General features: G+C 61.4%; 18 protein-coding genes and 1 pseudogene. 14 read left to right on the plus strand and 5 right to left on the minus strand.

Annotated elements, in window-relative coordinates; all coding sequences use genetic code 11:
• On the minus strand, positions 1-127 hold a 127-nt coding region (locus QD408_RS24945; protein WP_414141168.1), incomplete at its 3' end, for a DUF4372 domain-containing protein.
• A 205-nt stretch (positions 128-332) separates the two neighbouring features.
• Positions 333-1,667: a dicarboxylate/amino acid:cation symporter gene (locus QD408_RS24950; protein ID WP_088681978.1), complete on the minus strand. Its 1,335-nt coding sequence runs from the start codon at positions 1,665-1,667 to the stop codon at positions 333-335.
• A 224-nt stretch (positions 1,668-1,891) separates the two neighbouring features.
• Here QD408_RS24950 and QD408_RS24955 point away from each other — a divergent pair, with 224 nt between their 5' ends.
• Positions 1,892-3,766 carry a sensor histidine kinase gene (locus QD408_RS24955; RefSeq protein WP_414141148.1) on the plus strand — a complete coding sequence of 625 codons (1,875 nt, stop codon included), beginning with the start codon at positions 1,892-1,894 and terminating at the stop codon, positions 3,764-3,766.
• A 4-nt stretch (positions 3,767-3,770) separates the two neighbouring features.
• A complete protein-coding gene (locus QD408_RS24960) occupies positions 3,771-5,117 on the plus strand; it encodes a sigma-54-dependent transcriptional regulator (RefSeq protein WP_414141149.1) in 1,347 nt (448 codons plus the stop codon).
• A 6-nt stretch (positions 5,118-5,123) separates the two neighbouring features.
• On the opposite strand, the gene QD408_RS24965 is transcribed toward QD408_RS24960, so the two are convergent.
• Positions 5,124-5,591: an Lrp/AsnC family transcriptional regulator gene (locus QD408_RS24965; RefSeq protein WP_088681985.1), complete on the minus strand. Its 468-nt coding sequence runs from the start codon at positions 5,589-5,591 to the stop codon at positions 5,124-5,126.
• 231 nt (positions 5,592-5,822) lie between these two features.
• Here QD408_RS24965 and trxB point away from each other — a divergent pair, with 231 nt between their 5' ends.
• The 5 genes from trxB to QD408_RS24990 all read left to right on the plus strand — a co-directional run bounded on the left by trxB (position 5,823) and on the right by QD408_RS24990 (position 10,693).
• Positions 5,823-6,797, plus strand: coding sequence for a thioredoxin-disulfide reductase (gene trxB / locus QD408_RS24970; protein ID WP_088681975.1), 975 nt, complete (start codon positions 5,823-5,825; stop codon positions 6,795-6,797).
• Positions 6,798-6,819: 22 nt separating this feature from the next.
• On the plus strand, positions 6,820-7,716 hold the full coding sequence (locus tag QD408_RS24975; RefSeq protein ID WP_004671024.1) for a LysR family transcriptional regulator VtlR: 897 nt from the start codon (positions 6,820-6,822) through the stop codon (positions 7,714-7,716).
• 552 nt (positions 7,717-8,268) lie between these two features.
• Positions 8,269-8,562, plus strand: a complete 294-nt coding sequence (locus tag QD408_RS24980) for an ArsR/SmtB family transcription factor (RefSeq protein WP_088681974.1) — start codon at positions 8,269-8,271, stop codon at positions 8,560-8,562.
• A 132-nt stretch (positions 8,563-8,694) separates the two neighbouring features.
• Entirely contained in the window at positions 8,695-9,819 is a 1,125-nt protein-coding gene (locus QD408_RS24985) for an alkene reductase (protein ID WP_414141150.1), read from the plus strand.
• Positions 9,820-9,892: 73 nt separating this feature from the next.
• Entirely contained in the window at positions 9,893-10,693 is an 801-nt protein-coding gene (locus tag QD408_RS24990; protein WP_414141151.1) for an aminoglycoside phosphotransferase family protein, read from the plus strand.
• A 62-nt stretch (positions 10,694-10,755) separates the two neighbouring features.
• On the opposite strand, the gene QD408_RS24995 is transcribed toward QD408_RS24990, so the two are convergent.
• On the minus strand, positions 10,756-11,778 hold the full coding sequence (locus QD408_RS24995; protein WP_414141152.1) for a LacI family DNA-binding transcriptional regulator: 1,023 nt from the start codon (positions 11,776-11,778) through the stop codon (positions 10,756-10,758).
• 265 nt (positions 11,779-12,043) lie between these two features.
• Here QD408_RS24995 and QD408_RS25000 point away from each other — a divergent pair, with 265 nt between their 5' ends.
• From QD408_RS25000 to QD408_RS25030, 7 genes are all read left to right on the plus strand, one after another.
• Positions 12,044-13,378, plus strand: a complete 1,335-nt coding sequence (locus QD408_RS25000; RefSeq protein ID WP_414141153.1) for an ABC transporter substrate-binding protein — start codon at positions 12,044-12,046, stop codon at positions 13,376-13,378.
• Positions 13,379-13,479: 101 nt separating this feature from the next.
• Positions 13,480-14,427, plus strand: a complete 948-nt coding sequence (locus QD408_RS25005; protein ID WP_088681969.1) for a carbohydrate ABC transporter permease — start codon at positions 13,480-13,482, stop codon at positions 14,425-14,427.
• Complete coding sequence (locus QD408_RS25010) at positions 14,424-15,365, plus strand: carbohydrate ABC transporter permease (protein ID WP_414141154.1); 942 nt, start codon at positions 14,424-14,426, stop codon at positions 15,363-15,365. Before QD408_RS25005 ends, QD408_RS25010 begins: the two co-directional genes overlap by 4 nt.
• Positions 15,362-15,550 carry a hypothetical protein gene (locus tag QD408_RS25015; RefSeq protein WP_414141155.1) on the plus strand — a complete coding sequence of 63 codons (189 nt, stop codon included), beginning with the start codon at positions 15,362-15,364 and terminating at the stop codon, positions 15,548-15,550. Before QD408_RS25010 ends, QD408_RS25015 begins: the two co-directional genes overlap by 4 nt.
• Positions 15,551-15,553: 3 nt before the next feature.
• Positions 15,554-16,651, plus strand: coding sequence for an ABC transporter ATP-binding protein (locus QD408_RS25020; RefSeq protein WP_414141156.1), 1,098 nt, complete (start codon positions 15,554-15,556; stop codon positions 16,649-16,651).
• Entirely contained in the window at positions 16,644-17,639 is a 996-nt protein-coding gene (locus tag QD408_RS25025; RefSeq protein WP_414141157.1) for an ABC transporter ATP-binding protein, read from the plus strand. The genes QD408_RS25020 and QD408_RS25025 overlap by 8 nt, the downstream gene beginning before the upstream one ends.
• An 11-nt stretch (positions 17,640-17,650) precedes the next feature.
• Entirely contained in the window at positions 17,651-19,330 is a 1,680-nt protein-coding gene (locus QD408_RS25030; protein WP_414141158.1) for a dihydroxyacetone kinase subunit DhaK, read from the plus strand.
• A 134-nt stretch (positions 19,331-19,464) separates the two neighbouring features.
• On the opposite strand, the pseudogene QD408_RS25035 reads toward QD408_RS25030, so the two are convergent.
• A pseudogene (locus QD408_RS25035) lies at positions 19,465-19,653 on the minus strand (hypothetical protein); the annotation flags it as partial.
• Between the last annotated feature and the right edge of the window lie 56 nt (positions 19,654-19,709).

Here is a 19,709-nt window from a genome sequence, read left to right on the forward strand (position 1 = left end):
CCAACTGGCTCTTCGTCGACAGTCGCCGCACGTGCTTGTCGGCCTCATGCTCCTCCACAAGTCTTTCGAAGGCCGCCCACGGAATCCGCTTCAACAGATCATGAAAGACGCTATTCTCGTGCCGCACGGTGTTGCCCCTCTTTCGTGTCCGGGATTGTCGCCAAACATCCGAATACGAGTAGAATCAACACCGTGCGCCTTGTCCACCAAATTTAAACCGGACACCAGTGGCATAAGCCCGAGCATGACGCCGAGTAGAGAACGAGAGTTATGACAAGCAAACGGCCCGCTGTAAAACGGGCCGCTGCAAGATTGCCAAAAATCAGGCCTTGTTATTCCGCCGGCTGAAGCCCGGCAGCCGGAGCATCTTCCTCGGTCTGGCCGCCGAGTGCTCTGGCGAGCTGCGCCGTATCCAGCTCCTTTTCCCAGCGTGCCACGACGATCGTCGCGACCGCATTGCCGACGAGGTTGGTCAGCGCCCGGCATTCCGACATGAAGCGGTCGATGCCGAGGATGAGCGCCATGCCGGCGACCGGCACGGAGGGAACGACGGAGAGCGTCGCGGCAAGCGTGATGAAGCCGGCGCCGGTGATGCCGGCAGCACCCTTCGAGCTCAGCATCGCCACGAGCAGCAGCAGGATCTGGTCACCCCAGGAGAGCTGGATGCCGGTGGCCTGGGCGATGAAGAGCGCGGCCAGCGTCATGTAGATGTTGGTGCCGTCGAGGTTGAAGGAATAGCCGGTGGGGATGACGAGGCCGACGACCGAGCGCTTGCAGCCGGCCTTTTCCATCTTGTTCATCAGCCCCGGCAGTGCGGCCTCGGAAGACGAGGTGCCGAGAACCAGGAGCAGCTCTTCCTTGATGTAGCGCAGCAGCGCCAGGATCGAGAAGCCGTTATAGCGGGCGACGGCGCCGAGAACGACGAGAACGAAGAGCAGCGAGGTGATGTAGAAGGTGCCGATCAGCATGGCGAGGTTGGCAATCGATCCGATGCCGTACTTGCCGATGGTGAACGCCATGGCGCCGAAAGCGCCGATCGGGGCGGCCTTCATCAGGATGGCGACGAGCTTGAAGATCGGAGCCGTCAGCGCATTGAGGAAGCCGACGACCTGCTCGCCCTTTTCGCCGACCATGGCGAGCGCGATGCCGAACAGCACCGAGAAGAACAGCACCTGCAGAATGTCGCCATCGGCAAAGGCGCCGACGATCGTCGTCGGGATGATGTTGGTGAGGAAGCCGACGATGCTCTGCTCATGCGCCTTCGAGGCGTAGTTTGCGACGGCGGTGGGATCGAGCGAGGCCGGATCGATGTTCATGCCGGCGCCCGGCTGGACGACGTTGGCCACGACCATGCCGATGACGAGCGCCAGCGTCGAGAACGTCAGGAAGTAGAGCATCGCCTTGCCGGCGACGCGGCCGACCTTCTTCAGGTCGCTCATGCCGGCGATGCCGGTCGCAACCGTCAGGAAGATGACCGGTGCGATGATCATCTTGACGAGCTTGATGAAAGCATCGCCGAGCGGCTTCAATTGCGCGCCGAGTTCGGGATAGAAATGGCCGAGCAGGATGCCGGCGGCGATGGCGGCGAGAACCTGAACGTAAAGATGGGAATAAAAGGGCTTCTTGCCCTTGCTGTCTGCGACTGCATCGAATGGTGCTGCGATCATGATGTCCTCCTAAAGGCTCGTCCGGAACGAACTCCGGCCTCCCGAGCCGTTCGCTTCACTCCAACAGCTCAGCCGTTGTTGCCATCTCTTTCGCAATCGCCGTGCCAGTTTGGGGATTTAGAATTAAGTCATTGATTTAGCAAAATAAAAAAATCCATGACCGTCATCCGCCCATGGAGAAATGCGGAAATCCGCACAAACTCATTTGCATCTCGTGCAGAAAAATGCACAAATCCGCCATGTCCTTGTCCGTGTCGCAAAAGCTGTGGCCTTCCCTGCCGCTGCATCATCGCATCCGCCGGATGTGGTGGACCTATGCGGCGATCGCACTTGTCGCCGTCGTCGCGAGCCTGTGGGCAAGCGGCGAGCTCGGCCGGCAGCAGGCGGAGGCCGCCCTTGAGGAGCAGGCTCGCACGGATGCCAGGCTGAATGCGGCGCTGCTGCGGACCGTGCTGGAAAAATACCGGGCGCTTCCCTTCGTGCTTTCGCAGGACACGGCGCTTGCAGCAGCGCTGATGCAAAATGATGCCGGCACGTTCGAGCAGCTCAGCCAGAAGCTGGAAATGCTGGCGTCGGGCACGAAGGCCGCCGTCATCTATGTCATCGACAAGGACGGCATGGCGGTTTCCGCCAGCAACTGGCGCGAACCGACGAGCTTCGTCGGCAACGATTATCGTTTCCGTGAATATTTTCAGGGTGCGGTGGCGAATGGACAGGCCGAGCACTTCGCGCTCGGCACGGTCAGCAAGAAACCCGGCCTCTATATCTCCGAGCGGATATCAGGCAGCAACGGCCTCCTGGGCGTCGTCGTCGTCAAGCTGGAATTCGATGACGTCGAGGCGGATTGGAACGCCACCGACGCCCCTTCCTATGTCGTCGACGAGCGCGGCATCGTCCTCATAACGAGCGTTCCCTCCTGGCGGTTCATGACGATCGGCCGGATTGCCGAGGATCGGCTGACGGCGATCCGCGAAAGCCTGCAATTCGGCGACGCACCGCTTCAGCCGCTGCCGCTCGACAACGTCCGAAACCTTGGCGACAGGCTGGATGTCGTCGAGATCGTCATGCCGGGCGGCGCCGGAAAGACCAGGTTTCTCGATGTCGGCACGCCGGTTCCCGAGACCCGGTGGCTGTTGCAGCATTTAGTGGCGCTCGGACCGGCCGTCGATGCGGGCATTCGCGAGGCCCGCATGCTGGCATTGCTGACACTCCTGCCGCTGCTGTCCGGCGGAGCCTTCCTGTTGCGCCGCCGCCAGGCCGTCACCTTACGGATTTTCAGGGAGCAGCAGGCGCGCGAGGAGCTGGAGCGGCGAGTAGCCGAACGGACACTGGATCTCAGCCAGGCGCGCGACCGGCTGCAGGCCGAAATCATCGGCCACAGGAATACGGAGCAGAAGCTGCAGGCGGTGCAGCAGGATCTGGTGCAGGCCAACCGGTTGGCAATCCTCGGCCAGGTCGCCGCCGGCGTCGCCCATGAGATCAACCAGCCGGTGGCGACCATCCGCGCCTATGCGGATAATGCCCGTACCTTCCTCGACCGCGGCCAGACCGCGCCCGCCGGCGAAAATCTGCAGGACATCGCCGCGCTGACCGAGCGCATAGGCTCGATCACCGAGGAACTGAAGAGTTTTGCCCGCAAGGGCCGCGGCAGCGCCGAACCGACCGGCTTGAGAGATGTGATCGAGGGTGCCGTAATGCTCCTGCGCAGCCGTTTTGCCGGGCGCATGGATACGCTCGATATCGATCTGCCGCCCGCCGGCCTGCAGGTCATGGGCAGCAGGATCCGCCTCGAACAGGTGCTGATCAACCTGCTTCAGAACGCCCTGGAGGCGGTGGCGCCGAAGGCTGACCAGGGCCGCGTCGAGATCAGGACGTCGATCGATGCGGAGATGGTGACGTTGACGGTCGCCGACAACGGCCCCGGCATTTCGCCCGAGATCCGTAAAGGCTTGTTCACGCCGTTCAACACCTCGAAGGAAAGCGGTCTCGGCCTTGGGCTGGTCATCTCCAAGGATATCGTCGGGGATTATGGCGGCCGGATGGAGGTCGACAGCGACGGCAGCGGCACCCGATTCATGGTTCATCTGAAGAAGGCTTGAGGTCATGGCCACACCGATGCCCGTTGCACTGATCGACGACGACAAGGACCTGCGCCGCGCCACGGCCCAGACGCTCGAACTCGCCGGCTTTTCCGTGTCGGCCTATGAGGGCGCGAAAGCCGCCCTCGCCGACCTGCCCGCCGATTTTGCCGGCCCCGTCGTCACCGATATCCGCATGCCCGAGATCGACGGGCTGCAACTCTTCGCCACGCTGCAGGGCATGGATGCCGACCTGCCGGTGATCCTGATGAGCGGCCACGGCGATATTCCGATGGCCGTCCGGGCCATCCAGGACGGCGCCTATGATTTCATCGCCAAACCCTTTCCAGCCGATCGGCTCGTCCAGAGCGTGCGCCGCGCCAGCGAAAAGCGCCGGCTCGTGCTGGAAAACCGCATGCTGCGCAAGGCGGCCGAGGATGCGCAGGAGAATTCGCCGCTGATCGGCCAGACGCCGGTCATGGAAAACCTGCGGAAGATCCTTCGCCACATCGCCGATACCGATGTCGACGTGCTCGTCGCCGGTGAAACGGGCAGCGGCAAGGAAGTCGTCGCCCAGATCCTGCATCAGTGGAGCCACCGCCGGAAGGGCAATTTCGTGGCGCTGAACTGCGGGGCGCTGCCCGAAACCGTCATCGAAAGCGAACTCTTCGGCCACGAGGCCGGCGCCTTTACCGGCGCCCAGAAGCGCCGCACCGGCCGCATCGAGCATGCAAGCGGCGGCACGCTTTTCCTCGACGAGATCGAGAGCATGCCCCTCGCCACGCAGGTCAAGATGCTGAGGGTGCTGGAGATGCGCGAAATCACCCCGCTCGGTACCAACGAGGTGCGCCCGGTCGATCTGCGCGTCGTCGCAGCCGCCAAGATCGATCTTGGCGATCCCGAGGTGCGCGGCGATTTTCGCGAGGATCTCTATTACCGGCTGAATGTCGTGACCATTTCCATTCCGCCGCTGAGGGAGCGCCGCGACGATATTCCGCTGCTGTTTTCCCATTTCGCCGCTCGCGCCGCCGAACGCTTCCGCCGCGATGTCCCGCAGATTTCGGAGAATGTCCGCCGGCATCTCGCCACCCATGCCTGGCCGGGCAATGTCCGCGAACTCTCCCACTATGCCGAACGCGTGGTGCTGGGCGTGCAAGGCGGCGGAGCGGCACCCGTTCCCCCGCAGCCGGCGGGCGGCACGCTGCCCGAACGGCTGGAACGCTACGAGGCGGAGATCATCCGCGAGGCGCTCGCGGCCAATGACGGCGACGTGCGCGGCACCATCGAGGCGCTCGGCATTCCGAGAAAGACGTTCTACGACAAGCTCCAGCGCCACGGCATCAACCGGGGCGGCTACGCCGCGCGCAAGTAAGCGGCGTCAGACTTCGACCAGTCCGAGCTTCTTCACCTGCCGGATCGTCAGCATGGTGCGCACGGTATCAACATGTTCGTTCGCCGTCAGAATCTCGATGACGAAATCCTGGAAGTGGGTGAGATTTTCCGCCACGCAATGCAGCAGGAAATCGCTGTCGCCCGAGACCATCCAGGCCTGGCGCACCAGCGGCCACTCGGTGGTGGCGGCGGCAAACGACTTGAGATTGCCTTCCGACTGGTGCTTGAGGCCGACCATGCAGAAAGCGACCAGGTCGAAGCCGAGCTTCGGGCTGTTCAGCATGGCGTGATAGCCTTCGATGATCCCGGCTTCCTCGAGCTTGCGCACCCGGCGCAGGCAGGGCGGCGCCGAGATGCCGACGCGATCGGCCAGCTCCACATTGGTCATGCGGCCGTCGGCCTGCAGCTCCCGGAGGATCTTTATGTCGATGACGTCGAGTTCCGTGCGCCCCACATCATTGCCTTTCTTTAATTCGCCGCGGCGAGCTTCTATATAAAGCGGCGGAATACGCAAGAAAGTTTCACGCTGATGACGGATTCTTGCACAGCAGGGCGATTTGCCTTGTTGGTAATGCAAGGCTGCCCTTGAATAATAGCATTGGTCGTTCATAAATGGCGCATGGACCGCGAAACGGCCTCAATCGCTCTTTAGCCGCCGCCCTCCTGCCAGTCGAAAGGAAATGACATGCCTGCCCGCCACACGAAGGTGCTCATCATCGGTTCCGGACCCGCCGGCTATACGGCCGCGGTCTATGCCGCGCGCGCCATGCTGAAGCCGGTCCTGATCGCCGGCCTCGAACAGGGCGGCCAGCTGATGATCACCACCGATGTCGAGAATTATCCGGGCTTTGCCGATCCGATCCAAGGCCCCTGGCTGATGGAGCAGATGTTGCAGCAGGCGAAACATGTCGGCGCCGAGATCGTCAACGACCTCGTGACCGAAGTCGACATGAACCAGCGTCCTTTCGTCGCCCGCACCGACAGCGGCCAGGTCTGGACCGCAGATACGCTGATCATCGCCACCGGCGCCAAGGCCAAGTGGCTCGGCATCGAGAGCGAACAGCATTTCCAGGGCTTCGGCGTTTCGGCCTGCGCCACCTGCGACGGCTTCTTCTATCGCAACAAGGATGTGATCGTGGTCGGCGGCGGCAACAGCGCCGTCGAAGAGGCGCTCTATCTCTCCAACATCGCCAAGTCGGTCACGCTTGTACACCGCCGCGACTCGTTCCGTGCCGAAAAGATCCTGCAGGAACGCCTCTTCGCCAAGGAAAACGTCAAGGTTCTGTGGAACTCCGAAGTGGCCGAAATCACCGGCACGCCGGCCAAGCCACCGATGCCGCAATCCGTAACCGGCGCGCGCCTGCGGGATGTGCGCACCGGCGCCATTACCGAAATGACGGTCGACGGCGTCTTCGTCGCGATCGGTCATGCCCCGGCGACCGAGCTTTTCAAGGGCAAACTGAAGCTCAAGGACAATGGCTATCTCTGGACCGCGCCGGATTCGACCGCGACCAGCCTGGAAGGGGTCTATGCCGCCGGAGACGTGACGGACGATACGTTCCGCCAGGCGATCACCGCTGCCGGCATGGGGTGCATGGCAGCACTCGAAGCCGAACGATACCTGACGGGCCACATGCCCGTCGCCGTGGCTGCGGAGTAAGATCGGCATGAGGGGTGGGGGAATGCCATTGGATTGGGACAAGCTGCGTATCTTTCACGCAGCTGCCGAAGCGGGTTCGTTCACGCATGCGGCGGACAAACTGCATCTGTCCCAATCCGCCATCAGCCGCCAGGTCAGCGCGCTGGAGCAGGATGTCGGCACCAAGCTGTTTCACCGCCATGCGCGCGGCCTGATCCTGACGGAACAGGGCGAACTGCTCTACCGCACCGCCCATGACGTGCTGCTGAAGCTCGAAACCGTGAAGATGCAGCTCACCGAGACGACCGAGACGCCGTCCGGCAAGCTGCGCGTTACCACCACCGTCGGCCTCGGCCAGGGCTGGCTGACCGACAAGATCCAGGAATTCCTGCAGCTTTATCCCGATGTGCAGATCCAGCTCATCCTCGACAACGAGGAAGTGGATGTGAACATGCGCCATGCCGACTGTGCGATCCGCCTGCGTCAGCCTCAGCAGTCCGACCTCATCCAGCGCAAGCTCTTCACCGTGCACATGCACGTCTATGCGGCCCCCTCTTACATCAATCGCCATGGCGAGCCGCAGAAGATCGAGGATCTCGACAATCACCGCATCATCACCTTCGGCGAGCCGGCGCCGAGCTATCTGCTCGACGTCAACTGGCTCGAGGTCGCCGGCCGCTCGTCCGACAACAAGCGCATCCCGCATCTGCAGATCAACAGCCAGACTTCGATCAAGCGCGCCTGCCTGCTCGGAATCGGCGTCGCCTGCCTGCCGGATTACATCGTCGGCCGCGACCCCGGCCTGATTCAGCTGGCGATCAATGCCGACGTCCCCTCCTTCGATACCTATTTCTGCTATCCGGACGAGATCAAGAATGCTGCCAAGCTGAAAGCTTTCCGTGATTTCATCGTCAGCAAGGCGAGAAACTGGAACTTTTGAGCCAGTTTTATGGAATGTTTTCCATACTATGCAGCGAGCGCATGACTGGCATGCACAAATGTGGGTTGCCGTTTGCCCATTAAACCACCATATCGCACATAGCTGATGCATATGGTGGCTTTTCCTCCCAGTTCCACCGCATTAGCTGTTCCCCTCTGGAGGTTTTTGACCTTCACACTTATAAGGGCCCTGGTTTTCCAGCGGCCCTCTTTTTTTGCCTTGGCTCGACGGGAAATGCCGCACCGCAAAAAAATTGTGCGACGCATAGCAGGCATGCACAAAAAAGCATTGAAACCTGCCTAAGGAAGCACCATATCCAATCCAGCTGATGCATTTCGTGGTTTCTCTCCCAGTACCACCGCATTAGCTGTTCCCCTCTGGAGGTTTTTGACCTTCACAATTCAAAGGGCCCTGGTTTTCCGGTGGCCCTCTTTTTTTGCCCAAAATTTGCTCAATCGACAAAAGCTGCCGCCTCACGTCTCCGTGATTTGCATATCGGCATCCGACGATCCACATATCGATCAAACACGATTTATAGTTCGGTAAACGACGATGGACAAAGACGAGATCATGAAGGCGCTCGCCCATCCCACCCGGATGGACATTCTGAACTGGCTGAAAAATCCCGAGAAGCATTTCCCCACGCAGGAGCACCCCTTCGAGATGGGCGTCTGCGCCAGCCAGTTCGAGCGCTGCGGCCTGTCGCAGTCCACCGTCTCGGCCCATCTCGGAACCCTGCAGCGCGCCGGCCTCGTCACCACGAAACGCGTCGGCCAGTGGATATTCTACAAGCGCAACGAAGAAACGATCGCTGCTTTCCTCAAGCAGCTGACACAGGATCTTTAGAAGCCCTCGCCCTTCTCGCCCCGCCCTAAAGGCCGTGATCGGCCTCGGCGCGGCGGCGTTCACCTCTCTCCGCCAGGGGCCGGGCAGCCCTCGCCCCCGCAGAGTGATCATCCCGCAAAAGAAAGGACTATCATGCCTAAGCTTTTCGAACCCACCAAGGTCGGCGATATCTCCGTCAAGAACCGCATCGTCATGGCGCCGCTCACCCGCAACCGTTCGCCGGGTGCGATCCCCAACGACCTCAACGTCGAATATTACCGCCAGCGCGCCACCGCGGGCCTGATCATCACCGAAGCGACCGCGATCACCCATCAGGGCCAGGGTTATGCCGACGTGCCAGGCCTCTACAGCAAGGAAGCGCTCGACGGCTGGAAGCGTGTGACCGATGCCGTCCACGCCGCCGGCGGCAGGATCGTCGTCCAGATGTGGCATGTCGGCCGCATCTCGCACATGACGCTGCAGCCGGACGGCGGCAAGCCGGTCTCCTCGACCAATCGCGTCGCCAAGGCCAAGACCTATCTGGTCAATGCCGACGGCAGCGGCAGCTTTGCCGATACCTCCGAGCCCCGCGCGCTCGAAACCTCCGAAATCCCCGGTATCATCGAGGATTACCGCAAGGCAGCCCGCGCCGCCATCGATGCCGGCTTCGACGGTGTCGAGATCCATGGCGCCAATGGCTATCTGCTCGATCAGTTCATCCGCGACGGCGTCAACGACCGCACCGACCAATATGGCGGCTCGATTGAGAACCGCACCCGCCTGACCTTCGAAGTCGTCGATGCCGTGGTTAGGGAAGTCGGCGCAGGCCGCACCGCGATCCGCATCTCGCCGGTGACGCCGTCGGGCGAAAGCTATGATTCCAACCCGCAATCGACCTTCACCCATATCGTCGAGGGGCTGGCGAGATACGGCCTCGCCTATATCCACGTCATCGAAGGCCAGACCGGCGGCGAGCGCGACTACAAGCAGGGCGACAACCCCTCCTTCGATTACAAGGCGCTGCGCCAGGCCTATGAAAAGGCCGGCGGCAAGGCGAGCTGGATGGTCAATAACGGCTATGACCGCGATCTCGCGATCGACGCCGCCGAAAGCGGCCGCGCCGATCTCGTCGCCTTCGGCAAGCCCTTCATCGCCAATCCCGATCTCGTCGAACGGCTGGCAAAGAACCTGCCGCTCAACACACCCGACCAGTCGACCTTCTACGGCGGCTCCGCCAGGGGCTACCTCGACTATCCCACCCTCGAAAAGGTCGCCTGACGTTTCTGCTCCGTAACAAGAAATCCCGCCGAAAGGCGGGATTTCTGCGTTCAGTACCCTTATATAGGGACGCATGTTTGCTCCTCACCTCGATCGCTGGTCGCTCATATCGGACGGCGAGCCCATCATCACCCATTCGAGCCGCCTGCTGCCGGTCCTCTGGCAGGAAAGGCCCGCCATGCTGAAAGTCGCGACCGATATCGACGAACGATACGGCGCGCTGTTGATGCAGTGGTGGGACGGCGACGGCGCGGCTCATGTCTATGCCCACGAAGGCGACGCGGTATTGCTGGAAAGGGCAACCGGGAAACGCTCCCTGCTAGCCATGGCGATGGACGGAGAAGACGACGAGGCGAGCCGCATTCTCTGCCGCACCGCCGCACGGCTGCATGCGCCGCGCGAAAGACCGCTCCCCGATCCTATTCCCCTCACCCGCTGGTTCCGCGACCTTGAACCGGCCGCCGCCAAACATGGCGGCACGCTTGCCGATTGCTCGGCGATCGCCAACGCCCTCCTTGCCGATCCGCGCGATCTCTCCGTCCTCCACGGCGACATCCACCACGGCAACATTCTCGATTTCGAGGCACGCGGCTGGCTGGCGATCGATCCGAAACGGCTCCACGGCGAGCGCGGCTTCGATTTCGCCAATATCTTCGCCAACGAGGAACTGCCCACCATTACCGACCCCGCCCGCTTCCGCCGCCAGCTCGCCATCGTCTCTGCGGAGGCGAGGCTGGAGCCGAAGCGGCTGCTGCAATGGATCGCCGCCTATTCCGGCCTTTCCGCCGCATGGTTCCTTGGCGACCCCAATATCGAGCAGGCCGAGACGGCCTTGACGGTCGCGCGGATCGCACTGTCAGAACTTCAGACCTGAAGCAGCAGCAAAAGCACGATGAGGTTCGCGCCTCAATTGATCTTGGTCGCGGATTGATTCCCTTAAAGATTTTCCTTGAGAAGGACCTCGATCCTTATCCTCTCCTGTTCGGCCAGCGGCTCGCGGGCGTCCGAGCGAGCCCGCATGATGCGGATTGCGCTTCGCACCGCATGACCAGGGTCCTGTGCGATGACGGCGTCGATCCGGTCGTCGCGCAAGGCTTCCTCACTGAACGGCGTGCGTTCATGGACAACCACCGCGAGGTTGACGAGGTCGACTTTCCCAGCGATTGCCGAAAGCGGAATGCGCGCCTCCGAACTTAGGACATAAACGGCAATGATGTCCTTGTTGTTTTCGAGCACGCGCCCGATGATCTCGTTGGCACGCCGCTCGTCGGCATGCGTCTCTATCGAAGGAAGAGACCTAAGAAACGGGAATCGTTCGTTAATTATAGTATCGAAACCGTGCCGGCGCTGAATGCTGTCAAGCGATTGCATCGTCTCGGCGACCACCATCACCTTGCCCGGCCTCCGGCAGGCAAATGTGCCGATCAGCTTTCCGGCAGTCGCCCCGGCCGCGAAATTGTCCACGCCGACGAAATCGGCCGCGGGAAGCTTTTCCTGGCCGGACAGAAACTGCACGACCTTGATGTTTCGTTCGAGCAGCCGCGCCACGGCATCGCGCACCTGCGGCGATTCCGGCGCCATCAGAGCCACTCCGTCGAGATCTTCCTCGCCTATCCCGGCAAGATACTTCGCCACCCCATGCGCGTCGTCGGTGGGAATTTGAACATAATCAATATCGGTAAGATCGCCCTTGAGGGCTTGCCCCAACTCCGCCACCCGCCGCAAAAGCTCGCGAAGATAAAGATCGCCTGACTTCGGCAGGACGAATCTGAAGCGATAGCTCTTGTTGCGCGCCAGGCTCACGGCTGCCGGGTTGCGGATAAAACCAATCCGTTCAATGGCTTCATGGACGCTGCGAACCGCCTTTCTGCTCACGTTCGGGCGATCGTTCAAGACGCGATCGACGGTCGCGAGGCTGACGCCGGCGGCTTCCGCAAGGTCTTTTGCCGTTGGCCGCATAAAGGCTCCTGATGCGATTTGGACGATCCACGTTTCCCTCAAAAATGCGAAAAATGCAAGAATTGAAGTGCGCACCTCAAAATTTGCTTGCACTGAGGTGCGCACCTCAGTTATGAATTATCTACGGCGGCCTTTAGGGCCTGGCCGGAAGGACAGTCGATAAAACTCAGGTCGCGGCGCGCCCTGCATATGCGCCCTCGCCGCAACAGTTTTTCACTTGCCCCTCTCGATGGAGGTCGGGAGGCTCAACGGGAGGATCCTAGTCATGAAGTTTTTTTTGACGAACCCGGCGCTGGCTGCCGGAGTTTATATTGCCGTGTCCGCAGGAACGGCTTCGCATGCCCAGGCCGCGGACCTGACGCTCTGCTGGGCGGCATGGGATCCTGCCAACGCGCTTGTTGAGCTCAGCAAGGATTTCGAAGCCAAGAGCGGCAACAAGATGCATTACGAATTCGTGCCTTGGCCGAACTTCGCCGACCGCATGCTCAATGAGCTGAATTCCGGCGGAAAGCTCTGCGACCTTCTGATCGGCGACAGCCAATGGATCGGCGGCGCGGCCGAGAACGGCCAGTACGTCAAGCTCAACGATTTCTTCGACAAGGAAGGAATCAAGATGGAGGATTTCATCCCAGCGACCGTGGTCGGCTATGCCGAGTGGCCGAAGAACTCGCCGAACTACTGGGCATTGCCGGCCTTCGGCGACGTGGTCGGGTGGACCTACCGCAAGGACTGGTTCTCACGCCCCGAGCTGCAGGCCGAATTCAAGAAGAAATACGGCCGGGATCTTGCTGTTCCGAAGAACTGGGACGAGCTGACCGACATCGCTGAGTTCTTCCAGGGGCGTGAGATCGACGGCAAGAAGGTCTACGGCGCGGCGATCTATACGGAGCGTGGCTCCGAAGGCATCACCATGGGCGCCATGAATGCGCTTTACAGCTATGGGTTCGAATATCAGAATCCGCAGAAGCCCTATGAACTCGAAGGTTTCGTAAACTCTGCGGATGCGGTTGCAGGGCTTGAACAATACAAGAAGCTCTACGAGTGCTGCACGCCGCCCGGCCACTCGGACGCCTATATGACCCAGGACGTCGACGCCTACAAGTCGGGCCAGGTCGCACTGCAGATGAACTTTACCTTCACCTGGCCGGGGATCAACGCCGACGCCAATGTCGGTGGCGACAAGTCGGGCTATTTCCCGAATCCGGCCGGCCCGAAGGGCGTACAGTTCGCCCAGCTCGGCGGCCAGGGCATTTCCGTCGTGGCTGCCTCCGACAAGCAGGACGAGGCGCTCGACTATATCAGGTGGTTCGGGCAGCCTGAAATCCAGCAGAAGTGGTGGAAGCTCGGCGGCTATTCCGCATTGCGGGCGGTCGTGGAAGATCCGAGCTTCGCTTCCAGCCAGCCCTACGCCAAGCCGTTCCTCGATTCGATGGCGATCGTGAAGGACTTCTGGGCCGAGCCTTCCTACGCCTCTCTCCTCCAGGCCTCGCAGAAGCGTTTCCACGATTATGTGGTCGCAAACCAGGGTACGGCAAAAGATGCTCTCGATGGTCTCGTAAAGGATTGGCAGGACATCTTCGAGGACGACGGAAAATACTGACGCTTATGCCTGCCTCCTCCGAGCAGTGAGCGTCGCGCGGGGCCGGCCATGTGGATCGAGCCGGCCCCGCATATCACTATTTTCATGCCAAGGAGACGAACATGCTCCACTCACCGATCGAGCGGGTCGCCAGCGCGACTCCGCCGGCAATCGCGGCCCGCGTCCGGGGCTTATCCGATCGCGCCCTAGCCTGGCTATTCGTGGCACCATCGATCGTGTTGCTGCTCGCCATCAACATCTTTCCATTGATCTGGACGATAAGGCTCAGCTTCACGAACTACCGGGTGAACCGACCCAACGCGCCGATCGAGTTCGTCGGCTTGAGGAACTACATCAACATCCTGACGGACAGCGATATCTGGCAGAGCATGCAGGCGACGGCCCACTTCCTGATCTGGACCATCGTCCTGCAGGTGCTGATCGGCTTTTCGCTCGCCTATCTGATCAACAAGAAGTTCCGCGGCAACGATCTTTGGACGACGATCATCGTGCTTCCGATGATGCTGAGCCCGGCTGTCGTCGGCAACTTCTGGACCTTCCTCTACCAGCCGCAAATCGGCCTGTTCAACTACGTGGTTGGCTTCCTCACGGGAAACGATCCTTCCAGCTTCTCGATGATCGCCAGCACGTCGCTGGCGCCATGGGCGATCGTCATCGTCGACACCTGGATGTGGACACCCTTCGTCATGCTCATTTGCCTTGCCGGACTGCGCTCCATTCCGAACAGCATCTATGAGGCGGCCGAATGCGACCGCGCCAGCAAATGGCGTCAGTTCTGGACCATTACCATCCCGATGGTGCTGCCGTTCCTGATGCTGGCTGTCCTCTTCCGCGGCATCGAGAATTTCAAGATGTTCGACCTCGTCGTCCAGCTGACCGGCGGCGGTCCGGGATCGATCACCGAACTGACCTCGATTAATCTGAAGCGCGCCGCTTTCGAGCAATGGCGAACCGGCTACGCATCCGCCTATGCCGTCATTCTTTTCGTCACCGTCTTCGGCCTTGCGTCGATCTACGTCAAAGCTCTGAACAAGGTGAAACAGAGATGAGCAGCTATTCCGTAACCGAACCCTCCGGGCGTCAGAAATGGTTTGCCGGCATTCTGGTCGTCTTCTACGCCGTCGTCACCCTTCTTCCGCTGCTGTGGATCATCGGGACCGGCTTCAAATCGCCTGAGGACGCGATCGCCTATCCGCCTAAGATGGTGTTCCAGCCGACGGTCGAGGGATATGTCAACCTCTTCACGACCCGGACCCGCGTGCCCGAGGATCAACTCAAGGCGCTCGGCGAACCGACGACCTGGTACGACAAACTTGTCCGCAAAGAGGGCGTCGTCATTACCGGTGCTTCGCGCTTTGCCGAGCGGTTCACCAATTCGGTCATCATCGGATTTGGCTCGACCGTCCTGTGCATCACGCTCGGCACGGTCGCCGCCTATGCCTTCTCGCGGTTCAAAGTGCCGTTGAAGGACGATCTTCTCTTCTTCATTCTTTCGACGCGCATGATGCCGCCGATCGCGGTCGCGATCCCGATCTTCCTGATGTTCCGGTCGCTCGGTCTCAGCGATACGCATGCCGGCATGATCCTGCTCTATACCGCCGTCAACCTGTCCCTCTCGGTCTGGCTGCTCAAGGGCTTCATCGACGAAATTCCGATCGAATACGAAGAGGCGGCGCTGATCGACGGCTACACGCGCTTCCAGGCCTTCTACAAGGTCGTACTGCCCCAGGCCGTCACCGGCATCGCGTCGACGGCGATCTTCTGCCTGATCTTCGCATGGAACGAGTATGCCTTTGCCGTGCTGCTCACCTCGGGCAATGCCCAGACGGCGCCGCCGTTTATCCCGACCATCATCGGCGTCAGCGGCCAGGACTGGCCGGCGGTCGCTGCCGGCGCGACCATCTTCCTGGTGCCGGTCATGGTCTTCACGATCCTGCTTCGCAAACATCTCCTGCGCGGCATTACCTTCGGAGCGGTTCGCAAATGACGACCTTTCTCAATCGCCTGTTCCGCCTGCGCCGCGACGCATGGGAAATGCTGGCATCGGTCCTGATCGCGCTCGGCGTCATCATGCTGATGCAGCCCTTGTCGCTGTCGCTCTACTCCTATTCTTTCCTCGTAACGCTGGTGGGCACAGTGATGTTCATCATCGTCAGCCATTTCCCGGAGTGAACCATGGCACAGATCAGAATTCAGAATGTGCGCAAGGATTTCGGGGCGTTCAACGCGGTGAAATCGTCCACCTTCACCGTCGAGGACGGCGAGTTCTTCATGCTTCTCGGCCCGTCCGGATGCGGCAAGACGACGACCTTGCGGATGATGGCCGGCTTGGAGCTTCCGACCAGCGGCGAAATCTACATCGGGGGCGAAGAGGTGGGCATGAAGCGGGCGAGCGAGCGCGACATCGCCTTCGTCTTCCAGATGTTCGCCCTCTATCCTCACATGAACGTCCGCAAGAACATTTCCTATCCCTTGGTGAGCCAGGGCATGAGAAAGACCGAAGTCCGGGAGCGCGTCGCGGAAGTCGCGAAAATCCTTAAGATCGAGAACATCCTCGATAAACCGGTCGGCGGCCTCTCCGGCGGCGACCGGCAGCGCGTCGCGCTCGGTCGCGCCATCGTGCGCAATCCGAAGGCCTTCCTCATGGACGAGCCGCTCGGCGCTCTCGACGCCGAGTTCCGCGAACATATGGCGGAAGAATTGCGGGCGCTGCATGACCGCATGGGCGCCACCACCGTCTATGTGACCCATGACCAGATGGAAGCCATGCAGATGGGCGACAAGATCGTGGTGATGAACCATGGGGTCGTGGAGCAGTTCGGCAAGCCCCAGCAGATCTACGACTGGCCGGCGACGAAGTTCGTCGCAAAGTTCATCGGCTCGCCGCCAATGAATTTTCTCGAATTCGAAGGCTCGATCAAAGCCGGCGGCGACCAGGTCAGCCTCTCCGGAAACGTGGTGAAAGTTCCCGTCTCTCGGGACGAACGCTTCGGCAAACTCGCCTTGGGCGTAAGACCCGAACATATCAGGTTCAGGGACGATTCAGCCTATCGCGGGCGGGTCATTGCCGTCGAATATCTCGGTACGACGCAGATCGTCACGATCAGTACCGCCCACGGCGAGATCAAGGCCCGAACGCCATCCAATCAATCCGCACGTGTCGAGGAACTGATCGGTCTGGATTTCGATTCCAGGAACCTGACGATCTTTGACTCTGCGACCGGAAACGCGCTTGTTTCCGAGGCCAACGAAGGAATGTTGCGCCGTGGCTGAGGTCATCCTGAAAAACATCACGAAATCCTTCGCCGGCCACAAGGCGCTCGACGACGTCTCGATGATCGTCCCAGACGGCTCGTTCGTGGTCCTTCTCGGACCGACGGGTGCGGGCAAGACGACGACGTTGCGCATGGTGTCGGGTCTCGATAACCCCGATATCGGCGAAGTCATGATCGGCGGACAGTCCATGCGCGGCCTGACGCCCGCGCAGCGCAACGTTGCGATGGTCTTCCAGCAATATTCGCTCTATCCGCATCTGTCGGTGCGTGAGAATCTGGAATTTCCCCTGAAGTCGCCGCTGCTGAAGACGCCGCAGCACGTGATCGACGAGAAGGTGAACGCGATCGCGGAAATCCTCCAGATCTCTCACAAGCTCGACAACAAGGCGACCGCGCTGTCGGGCGGGGAAATGCAGCGTGTGTCCATCGGGCGCGCACTGGTCAGGACCCCTCAGATCTATCTGATGGATGAGCCGCTGAGCTCACTCGACGCCAAGCTTCGCGCCGATCTGCGGATCGAGCTCAAGAACATCCAGGCCAAATCCGGCGCGACGCTGCTCTATGTCACCCACGACCAGGTGGAGGCGATGACGATGGCAACTCATGTCGGCGTTCTCCATGAGGGCAAGCTCGTCCAGTTCGGCTCGCCGCGTGAGATCTATGAACATCCGGTCAGCATCTATGCCGCGACGCGTCTCGGGCAGCCCCGCATCAATGTCGTTCCCGCGGAGCTCTTCCCAGGCGCGCCGGCGAAGGCAAAATCGATCGGCCTGCGGCCCGAGCATATCGATCAGGGCGACGGTCAGGATGCGACGGTTAAACGCGTCGAACATCTCGGCGACCAGACGCGCCTGCACCTCACGTTCAAGACACATAATCTGATTACCGTCACCGATGCTCATACCGAGCTCAAGGGCGGCGAAACCCTCAAGATCCAGCCGAACAAGCCGCTCTATTTCGACGCGGCCGGCATGCGCTTAGTTTAAGGGAGGCGAGAATGTCACAGTTCCTCAACAGTAGGGAAAACGCGGTCACCGAAGCAATCGACGGTCTTCTGGCCGCATCCGGCGGCGCGCTCAGCCGCCTCGACGGATATCCCCATATCCGCGTCGTCGTCCGTTCGGATTGGGACAGGAGCAAGGTTGCGATCGTCTCCGGCGGCGGCTCGGGCCACGAGCCGGCGCATGCCGGTTTCGTCGGCAAGGGAATGCTGACCGCAGCCGTCTGCGGCGACGTCTTTGCCTCCCCGAGCGTGGACGCGATCCTTGCCGGCATCCTGGCCGTCACCGGACCGGCCGGCTGCCTGCTGATCGTGAAGAACTATACCGGCGACCGCCTCAATTTCGGTCTCGCCGCCGAGCGCGCACGCGCCTTTGGCCTGAACGTCAGCATGGTCATCGTGGACGATGACATCGCGCTGCCGGATCTTCCGCAGTCCCGCGGCGTGGCGGGAACCCTGTTCGTTCACAAGATCGCGGGTGCGCTAGCCGAGAGCGGCGCCGATCTCGAGGCGGTGACCAAAGCCGCGCGCCGGGTGATCGAAAACACCAGCTCGATCGGCATGTCGCTCGATACGTGCACGGTGCCGGGCTCTCCGAAGGAGAACCGAATTCCAGACGGTCACGCCGAGCTCGGGCTCGGCATTCACGGTGAAGCCGGTGCCGAACAGGTCGAATATTCAGGTGCGAAGGGCGCGGTCGCCGCGATGGTCGAGCGTCTTGCGCCATCGATGGACGATCGATCGCACGTCGTCCTCGTGAACAACCTCGGCGGCACGTCCGTCCTGGAAATGTCGGTCGTCGTTCACGAACTCCTCCAATCCACCATCGCGAGCAGGATTTCGCACATCGTCGGACCGGCGCCGATGATGACATCGCTCGACATGCAGGGATTTTCGATCTCGGTCTTCCCGGCCGGCAAGGCGGAACTGGAACTTCTTTCCAAGCCCGTTGAACTTGCCGCCTGGCCGGGCGTGACCGCCGTCAAACCCGTTGCCGTGCTTTCGCTGCCGGACGGGCTGACGCCGATCGCCCCGCTTGCATCAAGACACGAACCCACCCGCCAGTTCCTGACGGATTGCTGCACCCTTCTCATAGGCGCCGAGAAGGATTTGAATGCGCTCGACGCGAAGTCAGGCGACGGCGATACCGGTTCGACCTTGGCCGGTGCCGCCCGCGCGCTCATCGAAGCGCTCGATCGTCTCCCCCTCTCCGATCACACCCAGCTGTTCCGGGCCATGGGGCAGGAACTCAGCCAGACCATGGGCGGCTCCTCGGGTGTGCTTCTCGCGATCTTCTTTGCCGCAGCCGGAGATGGCGCATCGAGCGGACTCAGCATTCGCGAAGCCCTGAAGGCGGGCCTCTCCCGAATGCAGGAGATCGGCGGCGCGCGTCTGGGCGATCGGACGATGGTCGATGCTCTCTCGCCGGCGCTCGACGCCCTCGACGTAGGCTTTGCCGCGGCTGCCGAAGCCGCGCGCGCCGGCGCGGACCTCACCGCCACGCTCGTTCACGCAAAAGCCGGACGCGCCGCCTATATCAACGCCAAGCAACTCGAAGGCCATACCGATCCCGGTGCAGAAGCTGTCGCGCGGCTCTTCGAATACCTGGCTCTCCGCCCCGATGAAGCGGGAGAGCGCCCGGGTGATCAGACGACCGGCAGACGCGTCACGGGCTGAATGTCGACAATAACGATCCCGGCCCCCGCTTGCGGGACGGCGAAACGCTGCCAACGTCTGATGCATGTGACCCGGAACTGTAGTGGTTCCGGGACTGCAACACGCATAAAACAAGAGATGAAGCGCGGCTCGCTTTAGCGAGGTGAACCCGGCGAATGCGCAATGAAGGCAGTTGTAGTGTCACGATGCGCTTCGGGCAGGCAGCCGAGCGGCACCTTCCAGAGATAGCGCATCTCCCTGATCTCCCGCATGATCGGCATAAAGGGCGCCGCGAGCGGTACGATCCACCACGGGAAGCCCGATCTTTGCCTGCCGCCGGAAACGCACGTGGCATTCCGCAAACCATGCGACGCGCTGGTCAAGGGCCTCCGGGCGTACC

Source organism: Rhizobium sp. BR 249 (genome assembly GCF_047445895.1).
Lineage (GTDB): Bacteria > Pseudomonadota > Alphaproteobacteria > Rhizobiales > Rhizobiaceae > Rhizobium.

Coding starts and splice junctions, on each gene's coding strand:
- QD408_RS24980 (WP_088681974.1), top strand. CDS start 8,269: ATGGACAAAGACGAGATCATGAAGGCGCTCGCCCATCCCACCCGGATG.
- QD408_RS25030 (WP_414141158.1), top strand. CDS start 17,651: ATGTCACAGTTCCTCAACAGTAGGGAAAACGCGGTCACCGAAGCAATC.
- QD408_RS25010 (WP_414141154.1), top strand. CDS start 14,424: ATGAGCAGCTATTCCGTAACCGAACCCTCCGGGCGTCAGAAATGGTTT.
- QD408_RS25020 (WP_414141156.1), top strand. CDS start 15,554: ATGGCACAGATCAGAATTCAGAATGTGCGCAAGGATTTCGGGGCGTTC.
- QD408_RS25015 (WP_414141155.1), top strand. CDS start 15,362: ATGACGACCTTTCTCAATCGCCTGTTCCGCCTGCGCCGCGACGCATGG.
- QD408_RS24960 (WP_414141149.1), top strand. CDS start 3,771: ATGGCCACACCGATGCCCGTTGCACTGATCGACGACGACAAGGACCTG.
- QD408_RS24955 (WP_414141148.1), top strand. CDS start 1,892: ATGCACAAATCCGCCATGTCCTTGTCCGTGTCGCAAAAGCTGTGGCCT.
- QD408_RS25005 (WP_088681969.1), top strand. CDS start 13,480: ATGCTCCACTCACCGATCGAGCGGGTCGCCAGCGCGACTCCGCCGGCA.
- QD408_RS24975 (WP_004671024.1), top strand. CDS start 6,820: ATGCCATTGGATTGGGACAAGCTGCGTATCTTTCACGCAGCTGCCGAA.
- trxB (WP_088681975.1), top strand. CDS start 5,823: ATGCCTGCCCGCCACACGAAGGTGCTCATCATCGGTTCCGGACCCGCC.
- QD408_RS24985 (WP_414141150.1), top strand. CDS start 8,695: ATGCCTAAGCTTTTCGAACCCACCAAGGTCGGCGATATCTCCGTCAAG.
- QD408_RS24990 (WP_414141151.1), top strand. CDS start 9,893: ATGTTTGCTCCTCACCTCGATCGCTGGTCGCTCATATCGGACGGCGAG.
- QD408_RS24995 (WP_414141152.1), bottom strand. CDS start 11,778: ATGCGGCCAACGGCAAAAGACCTTGCGGAAGCCGCCGGCGTCAGCCTC.
- QD408_RS25000 (WP_414141153.1), top strand. CDS start 12,044: ATGAAGTTTTTTTTGACGAACCCGGCGCTGGCTGCCGGAGTTTATATT.
- QD408_RS24950 (WP_088681978.1), bottom strand. CDS start 1,667: ATGATCGCAGCACCATTCGATGCAGTCGCAGACAGCAAGGGCAAGAAG.